This window comes from Thermomonospora cellulosilytica, from assembly GCF_014138835.1.
Taxonomy (GTDB): Bacteria; Actinomycetota; Actinomycetes; order Streptosporangiales; family Streptosporangiaceae; genus Thermomonospora; species Thermomonospora amylolytica.
This window is the reverse complement of sequence record NZ_JACJII010000001.1, coordinates 1,251,952-1,269,393: the sequence shown is the minus strand read 5'-3', so window position 1 is coordinate 1,269,393 and position 17,442 is coordinate 1,251,952. Positions and strand designations below refer to the sequence as shown.

The 17,442-nt window shown below is 74.0% G+C and carries 22 protein-coding genes; 15 read left to right on the top strand and 7 right to left on the bottom strand.

All coding sequences use genetic code 11. From position 1 onward, the window contains the following. Positions 1-145: 145 nt before the first annotated feature. Positions 146-691, bottom strand: a complete 546-nt coding sequence (locus HNR21_RS06175; protein ID WP_182704419.1) for a hypothetical protein — start codon at positions 689-691, stop codon at positions 146-148. 29 nt (positions 692-720) lie between these two features. Beyond that, the gene (locus HNR21_RS06170; protein WP_182704418.1) at positions 721-1,350 is read right to left on the bottom strand and encodes a DsbA family oxidoreductase; all 630 of its coding nucleotides are present in this window, start codon (positions 1,348-1,350) and stop codon (positions 721-723) included. A 58-nt stretch (positions 1,351-1,408) separates the two neighbouring features. Between HNR21_RS06170 and HNR21_RS35900 the strand changes: the two genes are divergently transcribed. Beyond that, entirely contained in the window at positions 1,409-1,534 is a 126-nt protein-coding gene (locus tag HNR21_RS35900; RefSeq protein ID WP_281402027.1) for a hypothetical protein, read from the top strand. Then, a complete protein-coding gene (locus HNR21_RS06165) occupies positions 1,531-1,758 on the top strand; it encodes an ADP-ribosylglycohydrolase family protein (RefSeq protein WP_246443099.1) in 228 nt (75 codons plus the stop codon). Before HNR21_RS35900 ends, HNR21_RS06165 begins: the two co-directional genes overlap by 4 nt. On the opposite strand, the gene HNR21_RS06160 is transcribed toward HNR21_RS06165, so the two are convergent. Then, positions 1,753-2,715 (bottom strand): helix-turn-helix transcriptional regulator, encoded by a 963-nt coding sequence (locus tag HNR21_RS06160; protein WP_182704417.1) that lies wholly within the window; start codon positions 2,713-2,715, stop codon positions 1,753-1,755. The two genes, HNR21_RS06165 and HNR21_RS06160, sit on opposite strands and share 6 nt — an antisense overlap. 90 nt (positions 2,716-2,805) lie before the next feature. On the opposite strand from HNR21_RS06160, the gene HNR21_RS06155 reads away from it, so the two are divergent. The 5 genes from HNR21_RS06155 (at position 2,806) to HNR21_RS06135 (ending at position 8,140) form a co-directional block, all read left to right on the top strand. Next, positions 2,806-3,255 (top strand): VOC family protein, encoded by a 450-nt coding sequence (locus tag HNR21_RS06155; RefSeq protein ID WP_182704416.1) that lies wholly within the window; start codon positions 2,806-2,808, stop codon positions 3,253-3,255. Positions 3,256-3,321: 66 nt separating this feature from the next. Further along, a complete protein-coding gene (locus tag HNR21_RS06150) occupies positions 3,322-4,071 on the top strand; it encodes a phytanoyl-CoA dioxygenase family protein (RefSeq protein ID WP_312880867.1) in 750 nt (249 codons plus the stop codon). A 144-nt stretch (positions 4,072-4,215) separates the two neighbouring features. Then, positions 4,216-4,617 carry a MerR family transcriptional regulator gene (locus tag HNR21_RS06145; protein WP_182704414.1) on the top strand — a complete coding sequence of 134 codons (402 nt, stop codon included), beginning with the start codon at positions 4,216-4,218 and terminating at the stop codon, positions 4,615-4,617. A 149-nt stretch (positions 4,618-4,766) separates the two neighbouring features. Beyond that, a complete protein-coding gene (locus HNR21_RS06140) occupies positions 4,767-7,016 on the top strand; it encodes a LodA/GoxA family CTQ-dependent oxidase (protein ID WP_182704413.1) in 2,250 nt (749 codons plus the stop codon). After that, positions 7,013-8,140 (top strand): NAD(P)/FAD-dependent oxidoreductase, encoded by a 1,128-nt coding sequence (locus HNR21_RS06135; RefSeq protein ID WP_182704412.1) that lies wholly within the window; start codon positions 7,013-7,015, stop codon positions 8,138-8,140. The genes HNR21_RS06140 and HNR21_RS06135 overlap by 4 nt, the downstream gene beginning before the upstream one ends. On the opposite strand, the gene HNR21_RS06130 is transcribed toward HNR21_RS06135, so the two are convergent. Next, positions 8,103-8,732, bottom strand: a complete 630-nt coding sequence (locus HNR21_RS06130; protein WP_182704411.1) for a hypothetical protein — start codon at positions 8,730-8,732, stop codon at positions 8,103-8,105. The two genes, HNR21_RS06135 and HNR21_RS06130, sit on opposite strands and share 38 nt — an antisense overlap. A gap of 163 nt (positions 8,733-8,895) precedes the next feature. On the opposite strand from HNR21_RS06130, the gene HNR21_RS06125 reads away from it, so the two are divergent. After that, a complete protein-coding gene (locus HNR21_RS06125; protein ID WP_182704410.1) occupies positions 8,896-9,378 on the top strand; it encodes a hypothetical protein in 483 nt (160 codons plus the stop codon). Positions 9,379-9,479: 101 nt separating this feature from the next. On the opposite strand, the gene HNR21_RS06120 is transcribed toward HNR21_RS06125, so the two are convergent. Further along, on the bottom strand, positions 9,480-9,833 hold the full coding sequence (locus HNR21_RS06120) for a DUF8129 domain-containing protein (protein ID WP_182704409.1): 354 nt from the start codon (positions 9,831-9,833) through the stop codon (positions 9,480-9,482). A 219-nt stretch (positions 9,834-10,052) separates the two neighbouring features. Here HNR21_RS06120 and HNR21_RS06115 point away from each other — a divergent pair, with 219 nt between their 5' ends. The 3 genes from HNR21_RS06115 (at position 10,053) to HNR21_RS06105 (ending at position 12,451) form a co-directional block, all read left to right on the top strand. After that, positions 10,053-10,646, top strand: coding sequence for a sigma-70 family RNA polymerase sigma factor (locus HNR21_RS06115; protein WP_119731530.1), 594 nt, complete (start codon positions 10,053-10,055; stop codon positions 10,644-10,646). A gap of 320 nt (positions 10,647-10,966) precedes the next feature. Next, positions 10,967-12,187, top strand: coding sequence for a PucR family transcriptional regulator (locus HNR21_RS06110; RefSeq protein WP_182704408.1), 1,221 nt, complete (start codon positions 10,967-10,969; stop codon positions 12,185-12,187). A 51-nt stretch (positions 12,188-12,238) separates the two neighbouring features. Further along, positions 12,239-12,451 (top strand): hypothetical protein, encoded by a 213-nt coding sequence (locus tag HNR21_RS06105; RefSeq protein ID WP_182704407.1) that lies wholly within the window; start codon positions 12,239-12,241, stop codon positions 12,449-12,451. Between the two features lie 121 nt (positions 12,452-12,572). Here the strand turns inward: HNR21_RS06105 and HNR21_RS06100 are convergent, their stop codons facing one another. Continuing rightward, positions 12,573-12,785 carry a hypothetical protein gene (locus tag HNR21_RS06100; RefSeq protein WP_157995666.1) on the bottom strand — a complete coding sequence of 71 codons (213 nt, stop codon included), beginning with the start codon at positions 12,783-12,785 and terminating at the stop codon, positions 12,573-12,575. Positions 12,786-12,886: 101 nt separating this feature from the next. Here HNR21_RS06100 and HNR21_RS06095 point away from each other — a divergent pair, with 101 nt between their 5' ends. The 4 genes from HNR21_RS06095 to HNR21_RS06080 all read left to right on the top strand — a co-directional run bounded on the left by HNR21_RS06095 (position 12,887) and on the right by HNR21_RS06080 (position 16,259). Further along, the gene (locus HNR21_RS06095; protein WP_182704406.1) at positions 12,887-14,071 is read left to right on the top strand and encodes a site-2 protease family protein; all 1,185 of its coding nucleotides are present in this window, start codon (positions 12,887-12,889) and stop codon (positions 14,069-14,071) included. A 120-nt stretch (positions 14,072-14,191) separates the two neighbouring features. Continuing rightward, the gene (locus HNR21_RS06090) at positions 14,192-14,590 is read left to right on the top strand and encodes a hypothetical protein (RefSeq protein WP_182704405.1); all 399 of its coding nucleotides are present in this window, start codon (positions 14,192-14,194) and stop codon (positions 14,588-14,590) included. A gap of 81 nt (positions 14,591-14,671) precedes the next feature. Then, positions 14,672-15,637, top strand: a complete 966-nt coding sequence (locus tag HNR21_RS06085) for a GlxA family transcriptional regulator (protein WP_119726466.1) — start codon at positions 14,672-14,674, stop codon at positions 15,635-15,637. A gap of 1 nt (position 15,638) precedes the next feature. After that, positions 15,639-16,259 (top strand): DJ-1/PfpI family protein, encoded by a 621-nt coding sequence (locus tag HNR21_RS06080; protein WP_182704404.1) that lies wholly within the window; start codon positions 15,639-15,641, stop codon positions 16,257-16,259. A gap of 50 nt (positions 16,260-16,309) precedes the next feature. Here the strand turns inward: HNR21_RS06080 and HNR21_RS06075 are convergent, their stop codons facing one another. Next, a complete protein-coding gene (locus tag HNR21_RS06075) occupies positions 16,310-17,434 on the bottom strand; it encodes a low temperature requirement protein A (protein ID WP_220500052.1) in 1,125 nt (374 codons plus the stop codon). Between the last annotated feature and the right edge of the window lie 8 nt (positions 17,435-17,442).

The window sequence follows — 17,442 nt, the reverse complement described above, 5'->3', positions numbered from 1 at the left end:
ATCTCGGCGGCGTTGAAGGCGAACCCCTGGCTCATGTCATTCGGCCCATCCGGGTCAGCGGCTCCCGTTCCACAAGCCCTGACGCCCCGGCTCATGTCGTTCGGAGAGCCCCCGAGCCAAGGCCGAAACCGGCCCCCTCGCTCCTTCACACCGGGAGGGTGATCCGCAATCCCCTGTCGAGGAGCTTCACCAGACGGCCGGACAGGTGGGGAGCGTGTGCGTCCGCCCATCGGCCGGTGAGCGACAGGAAGCCGGTCAGGTCGTTCCGCACGGCGGTCAGGATGGCGGGCAGTTCCTCCAGCGGGAGCCGGATCGAGTCACCGCCGTCCACCCGCACCAGCGCGACGCCGTCCGCGAACTCGATCTCGGGTGTCGGGTCGTGCCCCAGCCAGGGCGTCTCGCCGTCCAGCAGTTCCGCCCAGTCGCGCCACGACTCCAGCCCGAAGCAGCAGCCGGGCTCCACGACGGCGCCGGTGGAGGTGTCGGTCAGGCGCAGGCCGCCGGGGACGGCCACCTCGTCCTGGTCCGTGAACGCCCGCAGCAGATCGAGGGCCGGGAGGTCGTCCCACACGCTGGAGTCGGCGATGACGGCGACGGCGGTGCCGACCTGGGCGTCCGTCATCCGTCCCGACAAGCGCAGGAGACCGCCCGGCGGGACGTCGACCGGCCAGCCGGTGAAGCCGTCGAACACGCAGGTCTCCACGACTGCCTCGGCTGTGATCAGGAGGCGATGTTGTCGGCGACCTGGCGGAGGGCGGACTCCAGGATCTCGGTGGACTGGGCGCCCGAGACGCCCCACTGCCCCTCGAAGAGGAAGAACGGGACGCCCCCGATGCCCAGCGCACGGGCCCTGGCCCCCTGTTCCTCGACCTCCGCGACGCCCTGGTCGGTCTCCAGCAGGTCGCGTACCGCCGCGGCGTCCAGGCCCGCCTCGGCGGCCAGTTCGGCCAGGGTGCCGGCGTCGGCGAGGTTGCGCCCCTCGGCGTGATGGGCGCGGAAGAACCGTTCGACCACCGCGTCCTGCACGCCCGCGGTCCCGGCCAGCCCGATGACGCGGTGGGCGTCGCGGGTGTTGATGCTCAGCGACTTCTCCGGGGCGAACGGCAGGCCCTCGGCGGCGGTCAGCGCGCGGAGCCGGTCGTGCGCGGCGGCGACCTGCTCGGGGCCGCCGAACTTCTCCGCCAGCACCTCGCCGGCGGGCCGTACGGTCGCGGGCGCGGCGGGGTCGAGCTGGAACGGCCGCCACGTCACCCGCACGTCGCCGCCGAAACGCGCCACCGCGGCACGGAACCGCGCCTGGCCCAGGTAGCACCAAGGGCAGACCACGTCGGAGTAGATCTCTACGTTCACGCCGGGGACAACCCGCGACCCCGTGGCCGCATTCCGCACCCCGATGGGATCCGGACCGATGCCCCTCCAACGCGCCCTCGTCTCCCTGCAGGGACTCGCGATCGGAGACGCGCTCGGCTCCCAGTTCTTCGTCCCGGCCAACCAAGGGCTCCTGGCCTCCCACGAGCCGCCGCCACCCACCTGACCGGCTTCGAGCAGGCCATCTGGGCCACCGCCCGGCCCGGCGGCGACGTCGACACCACCTGCGCCATCGTCGGCGGCATCGTCGCCGCCCGCCTGGACCTCGACGACCTCCCGGGAGCCTGGCTGGAGGCGACCGAGCCCCTGCCGCACTGGCTCGGCGTCCGTGTCAGGCCCGGCCCATCGCGCGGCGGACGCCCTCTATGGCCTTGGGCGGGAACGTCATGATCCCGGTGTCTCCTCCGCGGCGGCGGCGTAGCGGGCGGCGAGGACGCGCAGGTGGGCGCGCAGCTCCGGCGGGTCCAGGACGGTGAACGGGACGCCCAGGCTCCCCAGGAACGCCGCCTGGTTGTCCAGGGAGTCGGAGCCGGTCTCCAGGATGGTGTGCTCCCCGTCCGGTGTCAGCAGCCCGGCGGCGGGCGGCAGGCGGGCGGCCATGTCCTCGTACGGGACGTGCAGGCGGACGCGGGCGGGATGGCGCCAGGCCGTCGACGCGGTGCCGCGCAGGACGTGGGCGACGGGGTCGTCGGGGACGGGACGCGGGGTGAAGCGCGGGCCGTTGGGGGTGCGCAGGTCGATCCGGTCGGCCCGGAACGTGCGCCAGTCGTCGCGTGCGCCGTCCCACGCCAGCAGGTACCAGCGGTAGCCGGTGAAGACCAGGCGGTGCGGCTCGACCTCGCGCCGCCCGGTCGTTCCGTCGTGGGACCGGTAGTCGAAGCGCAGGCGCTCGCGGTCGCGGACGGCGGCGGCGATGCGGGTGAGGGTCTCCGCGTCCACGGTCGGGCCCCGCCCGGTGACCGCGACGGTGGCGGACCGCAGGGAGGCGACGCGGTGCCGCAGCCGCGAGGGGAGCATCTGCTGCAGCTTCGCCAGGGCGCGCAGCGCGGTCTCCTCGATGCCGCCGACGGTGCCGGCCATGGCGGCGTGCAGGCCGATGGCGACGGCGACGGCCTCCTCGTCGTCGAGGAGCAGCGGCGGCAGCACCCCGCCCGCGCCGAGCCGGTAGCCGCCTGCCGTTCCGGTGGTCGAGTCGATCCGATAGCCGATGATCCGCAGGCGTTCGATGTCGTTGCGAACGGTTCGCGTGGTCACACCGAGCCGTTCCGCCAGTTCGGCGCCCGACCAGATCGGACGGGACTGGAGCAGGGCGAGCAGGCGGAGCAGCCGCACCGAGGTCTCCGACATTTGCCCAGCTTCCCACTCGTTGAGGAACCGGACATTCCGGAACGGCTCCTAGCGTGCGGAGGAAGCGGACGACGGAAAGGGAGAACGACCATGCTGCGCGGACTGGCGAACGTGAGCTACTGGGCCGAGGACGTCGAGGCGGCGATGCGGTGGTACGCCGACGTCCTGGGGGTCGAGCCGTACTTCCGGCGCTCGGGGCCGGACGGACGGGCGGCCTACGCCGAGTTCCGGCTCGGGGACCACCAGGACGAGATGGGCATCGTCGACCGGCGCTACGCGCCCGGCGGAACGTCAGAGCCCGGAGGCGCCGTCGTCTACTGGCACGTGGACGACGTCCGGGGGGCCTACGAAAGGCTGCTGTCCAAGGGGGCCAAGGAGTACGAGCCGCCCACCGAGCGCGGCGACTCGGGTTTCGTGACCGCGTCGGTGGTCGACCCGTTCGGCAACGTCCTCGGCGTCATGTACAACCCGCACTACGTGGACGTCGTGGACCGGATCCCGCCCTTCGAACTGCCGCCCATCGAGCACGACGCGGACTGACCGGCACATGGGGGCCGCCCGGATATTCGGTTGGCCCCCGCGCGGGCACCGGCGATGCTGGGCCTCGTGCGCGATGAGTTCATCCGGAACGGGTTCGTCAAGATCGAGGGCGCGGTGCCCCGGGAACTGGTCGACGAGTGCCGGGCGATCCTGTGGCGGGACACCGGCTGCGACCCCGGCGACCCGGCGACCTGGACGCGGCCGGTGGTCCGGCTCGGGGACTACGCGCAGGAGCCGTTCCGCGGGGCCGCCAACACGCCGGTGCTGCACGAGGCGTTCGACCTGCTGGTGGGGCCGGGGCGCTGGCTGCCGCGCGGGAGCCTCGGCACGTTCCCGGTGCGCTTCCCCAGCCCGCAGGAGCCGGGCGACGACGGCTGGCACATCGAGGCGAGCTTCCCCGGCGATCCCGGCGACTACATGACGTGGCGGGTGAACGTGGCGTCGAAGGGGCGGGCGCTGCTGATGCTGTTCCTGTTCTCCGACGTGGGGGAGGACGACGCGCCCACCCGCATCCGGGTCGGCTCCCATCTGGACGTTCCGCCGCTGCTGGCACCGGCCGGCGAGGACGGCATGACCTTCCCGCAGATCTCCGGGCTCGCCGTCGCGGCCTCCGGGCACAGGCCGGTGACGTACGCGACGGGCCGGGCCGGTGACGTGTACCTGTGCCATCCGTTCCTGGTGCACGCCGCCCAGCCGCACCACGGGACCGAGCCGCGGTTCATGGCCCAGCCGCCGCTGCATCCCCGGGAGCCGTTCACGCTGGAACGGCCGGCCGCCTCGCCGGTGGAGGAGGCCATCCTGCTCGGGCTGGGGTAGCCCGGCGGGAGCAAGGCGTTCCATCTCCGGATCGTTCACCCCTGAGGGACCGACCGAAAACCGGCGCCTCAGGGGTCCCCACCTGCGCCAGGCCATAACGTGGGGTCGAGCGGTTCCCCCGGCGGGCGACGCAGGAGGAGACGGATGGGCCGTAAGCACATGCAGATCGGGGAGGTCGCCGAACGGACCGGTCTCAGCCTGCGCACCATCCGGCACTACGAGGAGGTGGGCCTGGCCCCGCCGACCGCCCGCTCGCAGGGCGGGTTCCGGCTCTACACCGAGGACGACGTGGCCCGGCTGCTGATGATCAGGCGGATGAAGCCGCTCGGGTTCTCCCTGGAGGAGATGCGCGACCTGCTCTCCGTCCTGGACGCGCTGGACTCCCCCCATCCGCCCGCCGACCGCCGCGCCGAACTCGACCGCAGGCTCGCCGAGTACCGGACGCGGGTCGACCGGCGCTGCGCCGAACTCCGCGACCTGCTGGCCGACGCCGAGCAGTTCGCCGCCGAACTGTCCGCCCGCCTCCACGACCGCCAGCCCCACTGACCGCGACCACCCGGACGGTCCGGCCGGGCTCGCCGAGCCCGTCGGGACTGATCCGCTTTTTGGGGGATGGATGCCGTTCTCGGGGGTGTCTCCATGGATGGTGGCGGTTAGGTCGTTGTTGCGGCGGGTTCGACCATGGGGGGACGCGCATGGCGGACATCGGCGTCGGGGACGTCACATCGGTACGGGTCCACCCGGCGATCGGCGTGGCCCGGGTCGGCAACTCCGGCGAGCACTTCGTCGGGCCGGAGATCCCGGGCAGACCGCCGGAGCCGCCGGGGGCGAGCCTGGAGGAGAAGTTCAAGGACGCCGAAGGGCGGGTCAAGCGGCAGGCCGCGCGGTTCCGCTGTTTCGGGTTCGACGACCGGGGCCGGTGGATCGAGCTGACCGGGCGGCCCGAGGTGTCCGTCGAGTGGACGGTCACGCTGGCCAACAAGAAGGCCGCCGCCCCCAGGTTCGCCGGAGAGGGGCGCCGCAACGAGGGCCAGGACGCCGGCGATCTGACCATCGCGCCGGGTCCCCGGCGGGTGTCGGGGCCCGGGAAGAGCGCGGCGTTCGACGACGGGCGGATCGCGTTCGTCAAGGACGGCCGGCGTCACGAGTTCACCGGCGTCCACCTGGGCGAGATCCGCACCGACGAGGCGGGGCGGCTGCTGGTGCTCGGCGGGCGCGGCGTCGCCGGCTGCCATCCGGCCGCGGTGAACGACCCGATGGACGCGTTCAACAACGATCACTGGTACGACGACGTCTCCGACGGGCCGGTCGAGGCGACGGTGACCATCACCCTGCCCGGGTCCGAGCCCCGCACGCTGCGGGCCGAACGCGCCTGGGTGATCGTCGCGCCGCCCAAGTTCGCCCCCGAGCTCGACAGCCCGACGACCCTGTGGGATCAGCTCCGGTACGCCCTCGGCCTGGCACAGGTCCCGGACCGGCCGTCGTACACCCACGACATCCGGCCGATCCTGCAGCGCGCCCGGACGGTCGGCGCGGTGCACCGGCGGGCCTCGGACGCCCACGAATGGGCCGACCCGATCGACGACCCGGTGGCGCGGCAGAACATCTTCGCCAAGCTCGGCGACCCGGAGGTGACCGGCGGCGGGGGCGGCGGCGCGCAGATGCCGAGGCTGCGGGGGCTGACCGCGTCCCATCCCAGCCTCACCCCCGTGCAGTACGCGATCATGAGGCGCTGGCGCGACGGCGACTACGAGCGGGACTGGCAGGGCCCGCCCGATCCGGGCTCGGCGATCACCCCGGACGGGCTGGACCGGGCGGCGCTGGAGGCGTGCGTGGGCGCGGCGCTGTTCCCCGGCATCGAGGCGGGCCGGTTCCTCCTGGAGAAGGACGACCGGGGAACGCCGAAGCACTGGAAGCAGCCCCTGGACCGGCTCCGGCTCGCCGACACGGTCGCCGCCGGGGACGTCACCGCCCGGATGGCGATCCCCTGGCATGCCGACTTCACCGCATGCGCCGGGAGCTGGTGGCCCGTGCCGCGTCCCAACCAGGTCGTTCCCCGGGGCCAGGCCCATCACCTGGAATGGGACAGGGCCCTGGGCGGCGTCCAGGGCATGATCGAACGCTGGCACATGCTCGGCTTCGTGGTCCGCGACGCCGACGGCCGCCATGTGGAGGTGGCGCGGAGCCTGTCCCTACCGGCCAAGCAGGAGCTGGTCCATCACGCGTTCGCCGTCACCGAGGCGGTGTCCGGGCCCGGGACGCTGTGGTCGAACCCGGGCGAGCTGGCCGCCGACGTGGCCGACGCCAACCTGGTGTCGTACGGGCAGGCGACCCTGGGCGCCGCCGGCGAGGTGCAGTCCTGGCCGCTGTGGCTGACCGAGGCCGACAACGCCCTGCGCGTCGAGATCCGCTGCGTCGATCCGGACGGGCTGGACGTCAGCCTGGAGACCCCGCTCGGCCCCCGCCTGCGCCCCGACCAGATCGGGGTGATCACCACCCGGGACGGGCAGCGCCTGGTGGCCCGGATCGGCCTGCCCATCGACGTGCGCGAGGGCCGGTACGCCCAGGCCGGGCTGTGGCGGCTGCACGTGCGGGGCGTCGAGGGGCGGCTGCCGGTGACGTACCAGATGGCGGCCACGGTGGAGTCGCTGATCGTGTTCCCCGCGCTGGCGATGGCGCCGCACGACGGCGAGGTCACCGCCACCGTCGACTTCACCGGCAGCCCCATCGGGAACGCGGAGGCGGGCCTGCTGCCGATGACCGAGACCGAGCAGCAGGACGAGCTGGCGCTCACCCCGGAACGCGCGGTGGCGGTGACGCACCTGGCCGGGCGGACGACGGTGGCCAAGCAGACGCAGTACCTGCGGTTCCAGGTGACCGGGACCTCGCCGCTGGGCCACCCGTTCACCCGGGAACGGCTGGTCCAGGTCAGCGAGCTGCGATGAGCACCGCCGGGAGCGACGTGGTCGTGGTCGGCGGCGGCCCGGCGGGCGCCGCGACGGCCCTGCGCCTGGCCGGTGCGGGCGCGACCGTCACCCTGGTGCACGACGGCCGCGAACGCTGGCGCCCCGGCGGCCAGGAACTGTCGGGCGCGGCACTGCCCCTGCTGCGGGAACTCGGTGTCGCCGACGAGGTGACCGCGTCGGCGCTGCCGGTGCACGAGGCGCGCAGCGCGTGGTCCGGCCCCGGCGTCGACCACCGCTCCGCGATCTTCAACCCGTACGGTCCGCCCCGGTCCCTGGACCGCGGCGTCCTCGACGCCCTGCTGCGGCACGCGGCCCGGCGCGCCGGCGTCAGGTCAGTCCGCGCCCACGCCCGGCTCCCCGCCTCCGAGGCGCTGCGGACCTCGGCGGGGCCGATGGTCGTCGACGCCACCGGTGCCGCTCGTGCCGTCGGCGCCCGCCGGCTTCCCTGGACGACGGTCGACCGGCTGTGCTGCGCCCTGTGGCGCGTTCCGGCGCGGGCGCAGCCGTTCTCCCTGGTGGAGGCCGCGCCGGAGGGTTGGTGGTACACCGCGCCACTGCCCGGACGCACCCACCTGACCGTCATGCGGGTCGGCGACCTACCTGCCCGGACCCCGGGCGTTCCGGGAGAGACGCCGCCCCCTCCGCCGCAAACCCGCCGACGCCTGACCGCGCCCCTGCCTTCCGCACCGGACGCCTACCGGGTCGCCGTCATCGGCGTGGCCGAACGCCCCTGGGCGCCGGGCCTGGTCGCGGTCGGGGACGCCGCCGTCTCCGTCGATCCGCTGTCCTCGTCGGGCCTGCTGAACGCCCTGCGGCTGGCCGTTCCCGCCGCCGATGCCGTGCTCGGTCTCCTCGACGGGGACGAAGCCCCCGCGCGGCACTACACCCGGCTCGTTCACGCCCTGTTCGAAGAGCACCTGGCCCGGCGCCTGCACTACCTGACGCTCCCCGCCGCCCACCGCCACCACGCCTTCTGGGCGGCCCGCACGGGTCAGCTCCACGAATCCGTCATCGAGGATGAGCGCGGCCTCCCCGCCACTGCCCCTTTCGGGCGTCCCGGACGGGTCAGCTCTGCGGAGCGGGCGGCAGGTCCACGTGCCTGACCGTGTAGCCGCCCTTGGTGACCGGCGCGAACGGCGCCGGGGCCATGCAGGTCCCGACCGTCGCCTCCGCCCACTGGCCGTCGGCGTTCTGGGTCAGGTTGCTCACGACCCATGACAGCCCGACCCGGTCCCGGTGCCCGGCGGCGTCCTGGACGCTGAACCCGAGCCGCTTGCCCATCCAGCCCTTGACGAGGTCGTCGGCCCGCACCACCTTCGCGGTCAGCGCGGCGTACCCGGGGCTGGTGGTCAGGCAGTCCACCTCCGCCTCGAACCGGACGGTGATGCCCTGGGCGGCGACGTAGTGCGACACCTTCACCGTCCCCACCGCGTCGGTCGGCAGCCCCTGCGGCGCCCCCGGCACCGGCCGCGTGTACGGGGTCGCCCGAGCGTCGAACGTGAAGCTGCGGACGTCCTCGTCCGACCAGAACGTCAGCCGGAACTCCCCCGACCCCGTCACGCTCGCCGCTCTCGCCTTCCCCTGCGGAGCCTCGGGCGCTTCGGGCGCCGCCATCGCGGGGGACACCGCCACGGGGGACGCCGCCACGGCGGCCACGAGGGTGAGGACGAGGAGGTTCTTCTTGAGACCGGCCATCGGCATGCTCCCTGTAGGCGTCTCCAGGCCCCTGCGGCCCGGACACCTCCGATGCTCCGGCCGGCGCGCCCCTCCGTTCCTCCCCCGCGAGGGCGGTGCGGCTCCCCCGTAGGTACGGGCTTTCCGCCGCCGTGTTGTCGGTGTCTCCTGAGATGATCGGGACATGGCCGATGAGGGGCTTTTCGAGCAGGTCGCCGAGGTCGTCCGCGGGTCGGTGCCCCGGGAGCTGGGCCGGGTCCGCATCTACGCGCACCGGGTCGGCGTCAAGGTGTGGTTCGGCGCGGAGCGGCCGTCCCGACGCGAGCACTACGAGGCACAGCTGATCAGCGCCGACATCCTCCACGAGGCCCGCGAGCACGCCCTGGAGATCGGCTTCCACACCGAGCACTCCAAGGAGGCCGCCAACGAGGCCGTCCTCGCAGCCCTGCTCGCGCACGAGAACCGGTGGCGCCCCGGTCTGGGCGACGAGCCGGTGGCGGGCCCGTTCCTGGGCCGCACCACCTGGCGCCGCATCTCGGAGACCTGGCTGGACCCCGACCTGACCGGCCCCGACGTCCCGTTCGAGATCGGCGTCCGCCTGGCCGAGTACATCACCGCCCTGGAACCCCACGTCCGCCCCCTGACCACCACACGACACGAGCCGTAACGCCCCGACGAACGGCCCAGCGGACTGGTGCCGGGGCCGCCCGGGGTGGTCACGGAGGGCGGGGGCGGCCGGTCGGTCGGCGACCGGCCGCGCTCGCGGTGTCAGCGGGGCTGGGCGGGGTTGGTGGGGTCGCCCTGGGACGGCGGGTTCATCGGGGGGCCGCTGGTCGCGGGGGTCACCCGGGAGCCGCCCTCGGCGGCGGGGGCGCGTTCGGGGGCGGGGGCGTCCGGGGAGCCGCCCGACGGGGTGGCGCCGGCGTCGAGCTGGTCCAGGCGGGCCCGCATCACCTCCAGGACGGGGGTGCGGTGGGCGTGCTCGTTCTCGTACGCCATCAGCCGTTCCAGGTCCGCGCGGTCCAGGGACCTGATGCGGTGCTGGAGCGACGAGACCGGCAGGTGGTCGTAGTCGGGCAGGGGCAGGTCGGCGCGGTCGGGTCCGCGCTGCTCGTGCGCCATGGTCCCTCCTTGGTCGTTGCGTCACCTGTTGGCCGGTCAGTGCTGATTCCCCCGCTGCCGCGTCGCACACCGGGCCGCGCGCGTGGATCGGCGCACGCGGTGCGGCAGGGGTAAGGGCGGGCGTGCGGGGTACGTGGGGGCGCATTGGACCGTTGACCGACGCCGCCGGAACGGCGCGGAAAGGTCCGCTGTCCGACGTCGAGAACTGCCGGAGTGGTGATGACGAAAGGGACCCAGACCGTGACGGACGCCGAGGAACTGCGCGACCGTTTCGTCCGGGAAGCGGTGCCCTATCTCGACGCGCTGTATCCCACGGCCCTGCAGATGACGCGCAACAGGGCGGACGCGGAGGATCTGATCCAGGAGACGTTCATGCGGGCCTTCGTGGGTTTCCACCGGTTCCGCGAAGGGACCAATCTGAAGGCCTGGCTGTACCGGATCCTGACCAACACGTTCATCAGCTCCTATCGCAGGGGCAGGCGCCGGCCGCAGTTCGCCAGGACCGAGGAGGTCGAGGACTGGCAGCTGGCGCGGGCCGCGGCGCACACCTCCGGGGGGCTGAAGTCGGCCGAGGTCGAGGCGCTGGAACGGCTGCCGGACTCGGCGGTGATCTCGGCGCTGCGGTCGCTTCCGGAGGAGTTCCGGATGGCGGTCTATCTCAACGACGTCGAGGGGTTCTCCTACAAGGAGATCGCCGAGATCATGGGCACCCCGATCGGCACGGTGATGTCCCGGCTGCACCGCGGACGGCGGCGGTTGCGCCAGATGCTGCAGGAGCGGGCGAGCGAGCCCGGGTACGCCGCCGCGCACTGAGGAGTTCAGCGCCTCGTCGCCGAGGCCGAACCGGCGGCGCATCCTCCGGAGAGGTGTCCCGGAGGACGGTTTTCCTTATCACCTGGAACGAAATAATCACCCGACTGGTGATTTCGCCGATGCGCCGGTAGGGGTCCCGAACGACGCTCCAAGGGTTCCTTCCGCCTGCGAGCGTTGGAGGCTCCATGCGCCGGACCCCCCGCCGTCCCGCCGCCCGGGCCGCCGTTCTGCCCCCACCGTTGCACGACCGCCTGGCGGCCGTCGCCGATTCCCGGGCGCCGCGGGGTCATCCGCCCGCCGTGCCGCATCGGGGAGCGCCCTTGGACACCTCGGCCCCTCCGCTCACCGGCGACGACACGCCGCTCCCGCCCCGCGTCGCCCGGTCGCTGCGGTCCTGTCTGGAGGAGGCGACCGACGAGATCGTGCAGGAGGTGCACCGGGCCGTTCCCGAGTACGCCCGTTCGGTCGACAGCCTGCACGACCGCACCATGCGCTGGATGATCCGGCAGACCCTGCGGCACTTCGCCGACACCGCCGGCCGGGCGGACCCCGCCTGGGACGGCCTGGCCGAGGTGTACGCGGCCGTCGGCGGGTTCGAGGCCCGCAACGACCGCGGCCTGCACGGGCTGCAGACCGCGGTGTGGGTCGCCGGGCAGGTGGTCGGCCGCCGCCTCATCCGGCACGCGCCGGGCGCGGGCTGGTCGCTGGACACGCTGGAGCAGGTCACCGAGGCGCTGTTCCGCTACCTGGAGAAGATCACCAGCGCCACCGCGCAGGGGTACGCCGCCGCGCAGGACGGGGTGCTGCGGGAACGCGAGCTGGCCCGGCGGCGGCTGCGGGACCTGCTGGTCGCCGATCCGCCCGGCAGCCGGGAGGCGATCGCGGGGCTGGCCGCCGAGGCCGGCTGGGAGGTACCGGAGACGATCACGGTGGCGGCGGTGCGGCCGCCCGCCGCGCGCACCCCGAGCCTGCCGCCGGACGTGCTGGCCGACTGGACCCGCCCGATCCCGTACGTCGTGCTGCCCGGGGACGGCGACCCGGATCCGGAGGTGGCCGCCGCGCTGCGCCGCTGCCGGGTGGCGATCGGCCCGACCGTGCCGCCGGCCCGCGGGGCGCTGTCGCTGCGCTGGGCGGCGCAGGCGCTGACGCTGATGGACCGCGGGGTGATCCGGGCGCGCCGCCCGGTCCGCTGCCTGGACCACCTGCCGACGCTGGCCACCGCGTTGTGCGCGGACCTGCTGGAGGCGGCGTTCGGCACCCGGCTGGAGCCGCTGACCCGGCTTCCGGAGCAGCGCCGCCGCCCGCTGATCGAGACCCTGCTGGCCTACATCCAGAACGGCGACAACGCGGTGGCGACGGCCGAACGCCTGCAGGTGCACGAGCAGACCATCCGCTATCGGGTCCGCCAGCTCGCCCAGTTGCTGGGCGACGCCCTCGCCGACGCCGACCGCCGCACCGAGATCGCCCTGCTGCTGCACGCCTGGCTGCACTTCCACGACCGGCCCCCGGGGGCCCCTGACGGGCACCTCGACCCCCGATGATAACTTGTCGTCACATATCAACTACGTTGAGTGACAATCGGAGGTCATGCCATGACAACGTTCCAGCGTGCCATCGTCCTGCTCGCCGGCCCGCTCGCCCTCACCTCGGCTCTCACCGCATCCGCGGCGACCGCGTCGGCCGCGTCGGAGAAGGACTTCGCGCCGGACCGCTTCTGCTACACGGCGATCCTGCCCTTCCCCGCCGCGGAGCCTCCCGAGACGAACTTCCTCTACTGCTACGACTTCGGCTCGTCCTGGGAGTAGACCGCGGCACGGTGCGTGTACCCCCCGCGCACCGCGGCGGCCCTTCGGACGCGCCGCCAGGCTCCGGCCGAGCACGCGGTACGGTGCGCGCCCCCGAACGCGCACCGTACCGTCCGCCCCCTCACTCGAAGTCGTCCGGGTTGAACTCCTCCGGCCGGTGCGCGGTGCCGCCCGTCATGCCGCTGTCCTGCGTCTGCTTCGGCTGCTCCGGGGTCTGCCCCGCCGGGCGACGGGAGGTCTCCCGCTCGGTCTCGGTCAGCGGGGCGCCGGCCGCCTCTTCGCTCGCACCGCGTTCCGGCCGATCCGGCCGGGACGGCTGGGATTGCGCGCTCATGGTCTCCTCCACCGCGTCCTGGGCAGGGTGGCCTACCCGGCCGGGAGGCGATAACCCCCAGGTGAGGCCATAAGTCGGCACTGCCCGGGTAAGGGCGGAGCATGGATGAGTCGTTCCGGCTCGGCACCGTCGCCGGCATCCGCGTCGGGATCAACGTCAGCGTGCTGGCGATCGTGGCGATCATCGTGGTGGGGCTGGCGTTCGGGCAGCTTCCGGCCGTGTTCCCGGACCGCGCCCCGCTGGCGTACGCGGTGGCGGCGCTGGTCGCGGCGGTGGCGTTCCTGGCCTCTCTGCTGGCGCACGAGCTGGCGCACGCGATCGCGGCCCGCCGGCACGGGATCGGGGTCGAGGGCATCACGTTGTGGCTGCTGGGCGGGGTCGCGCGGCTGCACGGCGACCCCCGCGGCCCCAAGGCCGACTTCTGGATCGCGGTCGTCGGGCCGCTGACCAGCCTGGCGCTGGGGGCGGTGTTCGGGGTGCTCGCCCAGGTGCTGTTCTGGGTCGGCGGGACCGGCCTGACCGTGGGCGTGCTGTCGTACCTGGCCGGGCTGAACGTGCTGCTGGCGGTGTTCAACCTGGTCCCGGCGGCGCCGCTGGACGGGGGCCGGGTGCTGCGCGCGGCGCTGTGGCGGTGGCGCGGCGACCGGACCTGGGCGGCGGTCCGGGCGGCCCGGGCCGGGCGGATCTTCGGCTTCCTGCTGATCGCGCTGGGCGTGATGTGGTTCGTCACCGGCCGGGGGCTGAACGGGCTGTGGCTGGCGCTGGTCGGGCTGTTCCTGGTGAACGCGGCCGCCGCCGAGGAGCAGCAGGCGCAGACGCAGGCGTGGCTGGGCGGCGTCCGGGTCCGCGACGTGATGTCGCCCGACCCGATGACCGCGCACCCGTCCGAGAGCGTCGCCGACTTCGTGCACCGGGTGGTCCTCACCCACCGGTTCTCCACGTACCCGCTGCTGGACGAGCTGGGAAGGCTCACCGGGCTGGTCACGCTCAACCGGATCCGCGCGGTGCCGCCCGCGGAACGGCCCGCCACCACCCTCGGCCGGATCGCCTGTGATCCGGACGAGATCCCCCGGGCGCGCCCCGACCAGCCGCTCACCGACCTGATGCCCCGCCTGGCGGGCTGCACCGACGGGCGGGCCGTGGTGGTGGACGCCGAGGACCGGGTCGTCGGGCTGGTCACCCCCAGCGACATCAGCCGCGCCCTGCAACTCGGCGAACTGGCCGCCGCGGACCCCTATGCCCGGCACCACGGCGCCGATATGGTCACTCTCCCGCCCCGCCGCTGACCGCCGGCACCGGCGCACGGCCCGTTCGGCGGAACGCACGCGCGTACGGGGTGGCCGATTCCGGTGGGCGTGGGGCGGGGATGGTTACGACCACCGCCACGACCCGGAGGGAGGTCGCCGATGACGCTCGACGCCGCGACGCTGCCGATGACCGGCTGGACGGCCCGGCTGCACGGCGACAACGGGCATCCGGCCCGGCTGGTGCTGGATCCCGGCGGCGGCTCCCCCATCACCTACAGCCTGCTGCCGCAGACCGCCTCGGGCCAGCTCGTGCTCGGCGCCCACCTCACCAGGCCCAGGTCCGGGCCCGCCTCCGGGATGGTCACGCTGGCCTACGGGGTCGCGCCGAAGGCCCCGCTGACCGTCACGTTCGTCCGTTACCGCTCCTGGCGTCCCGCCGGCCGCCAGCAGACCCGGCCGCTCATCCTCGGCGACCGCGTCTGGCTGGCCGAATGCGGCGGCGTCTTCGACGAGGTCCAGGTCACCGCCGGCGGCCACACCACCACCCGCCTGCTGTGACCGCCGCCCCCGCCGGGGTGGCCGAATCTGCGAGATCCGTGTCATTGCGCCGTCCCGGGCGCGGCGACCAGCATCGACGGCATGCAGCGCCGGGTCGTGGTCACCGTCTTCGAGGGCTTCCAGCTGCTGGACCTGTCGGGTCCGGCGGACGTGTTCGCCACCGCCGACCTGCTGCTGCGCGGCGGCGGCTACCGGGTGGACGTGGCCGCCGTACGCCCCGGAACGATCACCGCGCACGGCGGCGTCCCGGTCGTGGCCGCCACCGCCCTGGACGAGGTCGCCGGGCCGGTCGACACGCTGCTGGTCGTCGGCGGGCTCGCGGCGTCCGCCCGGCCCGCCGACCGGGACCTGGTGGACGGGATCCGGCGGCTGGCCGGACGGGCCCGGCGGGTCGCCTCGGTCTGCACCGGGGCGTTCCTGCTCGCCGAGGCCGGGCTGCTGGACGGACGGCGCGCCACCACCCACTGGGTCGCGGCCCGCGCGCTGGCCGCCCGGTATCCGGCGGTGCGGGTCGACGCCGACCCGATCTACATCGAGGAACGCGGGGTGTGGACCTCGGCCGGGGTGACGGCCGGGGTGGATCTGGCGCTGGCGCTGGTGGCCGCCGACCACGGCCCCGCACTGGCCCGGGACGTCGCCTGCGGCCTGGTGGTCTACCTGCACCGGCCCGGCGGGCAGAGCCAGTTCAGCACCGCGATGCGGGCGGCGGCCCCGCGCGCCGAGCCGTTCCGGGAACTGCAGGCGTTCATCGACGGCAATCCCGCCGCCGACCTCAGCGTCCCGGCGCTGGCCCGGCGCGCCGGGATGAGCGAACGGCACTTCTCCCGCGTCTTCGCCCGGCAGACCGGCATACCCCCCGGCCGGTACGTGGAGCGCAGCCGCGCCGACGCCGCGCGGCGGCTGCTGGAGACCACCGACCACCCGATCGACCGGGTGGCCAGGGAGTGCGGGCTGGGCTCGCCCGACACCCTCTACCGGATCTTCCGCCGGTACTGGCGGATCTCACCCGGCGACTACCGTCGCCGATTCCACACCAAGGAGAGCTGACATGCTCGTCGCCATCCCCCTCTACCCCGGGTTCACCGCGCTGGACGCGGTGGGGCCGTACACGGTGCTGGCCTTCGCCCCGGGCTTCACCGTCACGTTCGTCGCCCCCGAGCCCGGCCCGTTCACGGACTGCCGCCGCTCCCTGACCCTCACCGCGACCGCCGGCCTCGCCGACCTGCCGCGCCCGGACGTGATCGTGGTCCCCGGCGGCCCCGGGACACTGGAGGCCATGCAGGACCGGGCCCTCCTGGACTGGATCGCCCGGGCCCACGAGCACACCCGCTGGACGACCTCGGTGTGCAGCGGCTCGTACATCCTGGGGGCGGCGGGCCTGCTCGAGGGTAGGCGCGCCACCACCCACTGGGGCTGGCTCGACGGGCTGCGCGGGGTGGGCGCCGAGCCGGTGGGCGAACGCATCGTGACCGACGGCCGCATCATCACCGCCGCCGGGGTCTCGGCCGGCATCGACATGGCCCTCGCCCTGCTGGCGGCGGCCACCGACGACACGACCGCCCAGACCGTCCAGCTGGCGATCGAGTACGACCCCGCGCCCCCGTTCGACGCCGGCTCGATCGGCAAGGCCCCCGCCCTGGCCGAAGCCGCGATGGCCCTGACCGGCTGACGCCCCTCAGCGGGCGGGCGCCCGGCCGGCGGCGGCGACCGCGACCAGGATCACCGCGATGAGCTCGATGGCGATCGGGGTGAACGCCGCCGGCAGCACCAGCGCCGCACCAGCGCCGCGCCCAGCAGGTGGGCGGCGGTGACGGCGGGGCCGGGCCGGTGCGGCCTGACGTGCGCGAACCAGGTGCCGAGCAGGAAGACCGCCACCGGGATCGCCAGCGCGGCGCCGGCCGCGGCGCCGCCGAGGGCGCCGTGGCCGGTCTCGGTCTTGTAGGCGACCATCACCGAGATCCCGGCGCCGACCGCCGCCGCGGCCGCGAAGATCGCGTAGTGCGTGTAGCTCCAGCGGAACGCGTGGCCGCGCTCGCGCAGCAGCCGGTGGGCGGGCCAGGAGGTGTAGATCCACCACATGGCGCAGACGATGACGAAGCCGCCGGCCGAGACCAGGATCAGCAGGCCCGCCGGCGCATGGCCCGCCATGGCGGTCCGCACCGCCGCGGTCGAGGCCAGCACCACCTCGCCCAGCACGATCATCGTGAAGAGGATGTAGCGCTCGGCGATGTGGTGCGCGTGCCAGGGGGTGTTCCGGTGCCGCTCGGCCCACCACGGGACGGCCATCTCCACCAGCGCCAGCACCACGAACGCCACCCCGCCCCACACCCCGGGCACCGCCAGCCGGGCGATCCACAGCACCTGCACCCCGGTGACCCCGGCGGCGAAGCGCAGCGCCGCGGGCCGCATGTACGGATTGGCCAGCGCGACCCGCAGCCACTGGCTCACCAGCGCCATCCGCATGATCACGTAGCCGATGACGGCGATGGCGGAGTGCCCCTCGGACACCTGGCCGATCCCGGCGGCGAGCACCAGCGCCCCGAACATCTGCACGAACGTGGCGATGCGGTACGCGGTGTCGTCGATGTCGAACGCGGAGGCGAACCACGTCCAGTTCACCCACGCCCACCAGATGGCGAAGAACGCCGCCGCGTAGCCCAGCACGCCCTCGCCCGCATGGCCCTCGGCCACCGCGTGGCTCAGGTCGTGGGCGGCCTGCGCCACGGCCACCACGAACACCAGGTCGAAGAACAGTTCCAGCGGTGTGGCGACGCGGTACGGCTGTTCCGGGTCGCGCGGCGGCATGGCGAGCCGATGACGAAGACGTCCCAGGGTCCCGGTCATCCTGCGAG

What these genes read in the sequence shown, in the direction of transcription:
- HNR21_RS35900 (WP_281402027.1), top strand. Translation starts at nt 1,409, where the DNA reads ATGCCCCTCCAACGCGCCCTCGTCTCCCTGCAGGGACTCGCGATCGGA.
- HNR21_RS06160 (WP_182704417.1), bottom strand. Translation starts at nt 2,715, where the DNA reads ATGTCGGAGACCTCGGTGCGGCTGCTCCGCCTGCTCGCCCTGCTCCAG.
- HNR21_RS06155 (WP_182704416.1), top strand. Translation starts at nt 2,806, where the DNA reads ATGCTGCGCGGACTGGCGAACGTGAGCTACTGGGCCGAGGACGTCGAG.
- HNR21_RS06145 (WP_182704414.1), top strand. Translation starts at nt 4,216, where the DNA reads ATGGGCCGTAAGCACATGCAGATCGGGGAGGTCGCCGAACGGACCGGT.
- HNR21_RS06140 (WP_182704413.1), top strand. Translation starts at nt 4,767, where the DNA reads ATGGCGGACATCGGCGTCGGGGACGTCACATCGGTACGGGTCCACCCG.
- HNR21_RS06135 (WP_182704412.1), top strand. Translation starts at nt 7,013, where the DNA reads ATGAGCACCGCCGGGAGCGACGTGGTCGTGGTCGGCGGCGGCCCGGCG.
- HNR21_RS06130 (WP_182704411.1), bottom strand. Translation starts at nt 8,732, where the DNA reads ATGGCCGGTCTCAAGAAGAACCTCCTCGTCCTCACCCTCGTGGCCGCC.
- HNR21_RS06125 (WP_182704410.1), top strand. Translation starts at nt 8,896, where the DNA reads ATGGCCGATGAGGGGCTTTTCGAGCAGGTCGCCGAGGTCGTCCGCGGG.
- HNR21_RS06120 (WP_182704409.1), bottom strand. Translation starts at nt 9,833, where the DNA reads ATGGCGCACGAGCAGCGCGGACCCGACCGCGCCGACCTGCCCCTGCCC.
- HNR21_RS06115 (WP_119731530.1), top strand. Translation starts at nt 10,053, where the DNA reads ATGACGAAAGGGACCCAGACCGTGACGGACGCCGAGGAACTGCGCGAC.
- HNR21_RS06105 (WP_182704407.1), top strand. Translation starts at nt 12,239, where the DNA reads ATGACAACGTTCCAGCGTGCCATCGTCCTGCTCGCCGGCCCGCTCGCC.
- HNR21_RS06100 (WP_157995666.1), bottom strand. Translation starts at nt 12,785, where the DNA reads ATGAGCGCGCAATCCCAGCCGTCCCGGCCGGATCGGCCGGAACGCGGT.
- HNR21_RS06095 (WP_182704406.1), top strand. Translation starts at nt 12,887, where the DNA reads ATGGATGAGTCGTTCCGGCTCGGCACCGTCGCCGGCATCCGCGTCGGG.
- HNR21_RS06090 (WP_182704405.1), top strand. Translation starts at nt 14,192, where the DNA reads ATGACGCTCGACGCCGCGACGCTGCCGATGACCGGCTGGACGGCCCGG.
- HNR21_RS06085 (WP_119726466.1), top strand. Translation starts at nt 14,672, where the DNA reads ATGCAGCGCCGGGTCGTGGTCACCGTCTTCGAGGGCTTCCAGCTGCTG.
- HNR21_RS06080 (WP_182704404.1), top strand. Translation starts at nt 15,639, where the DNA reads ATGCTCGTCGCCATCCCCCTCTACCCCGGGTTCACCGCGCTGGACGCG.
- HNR21_RS06075 (WP_220500052.1), bottom strand. Translation starts at nt 17,434, where the DNA reads ATGACCGGGACCCTGGGACGTCTTCGTCATCGGCTCGCCATGCCGCCG.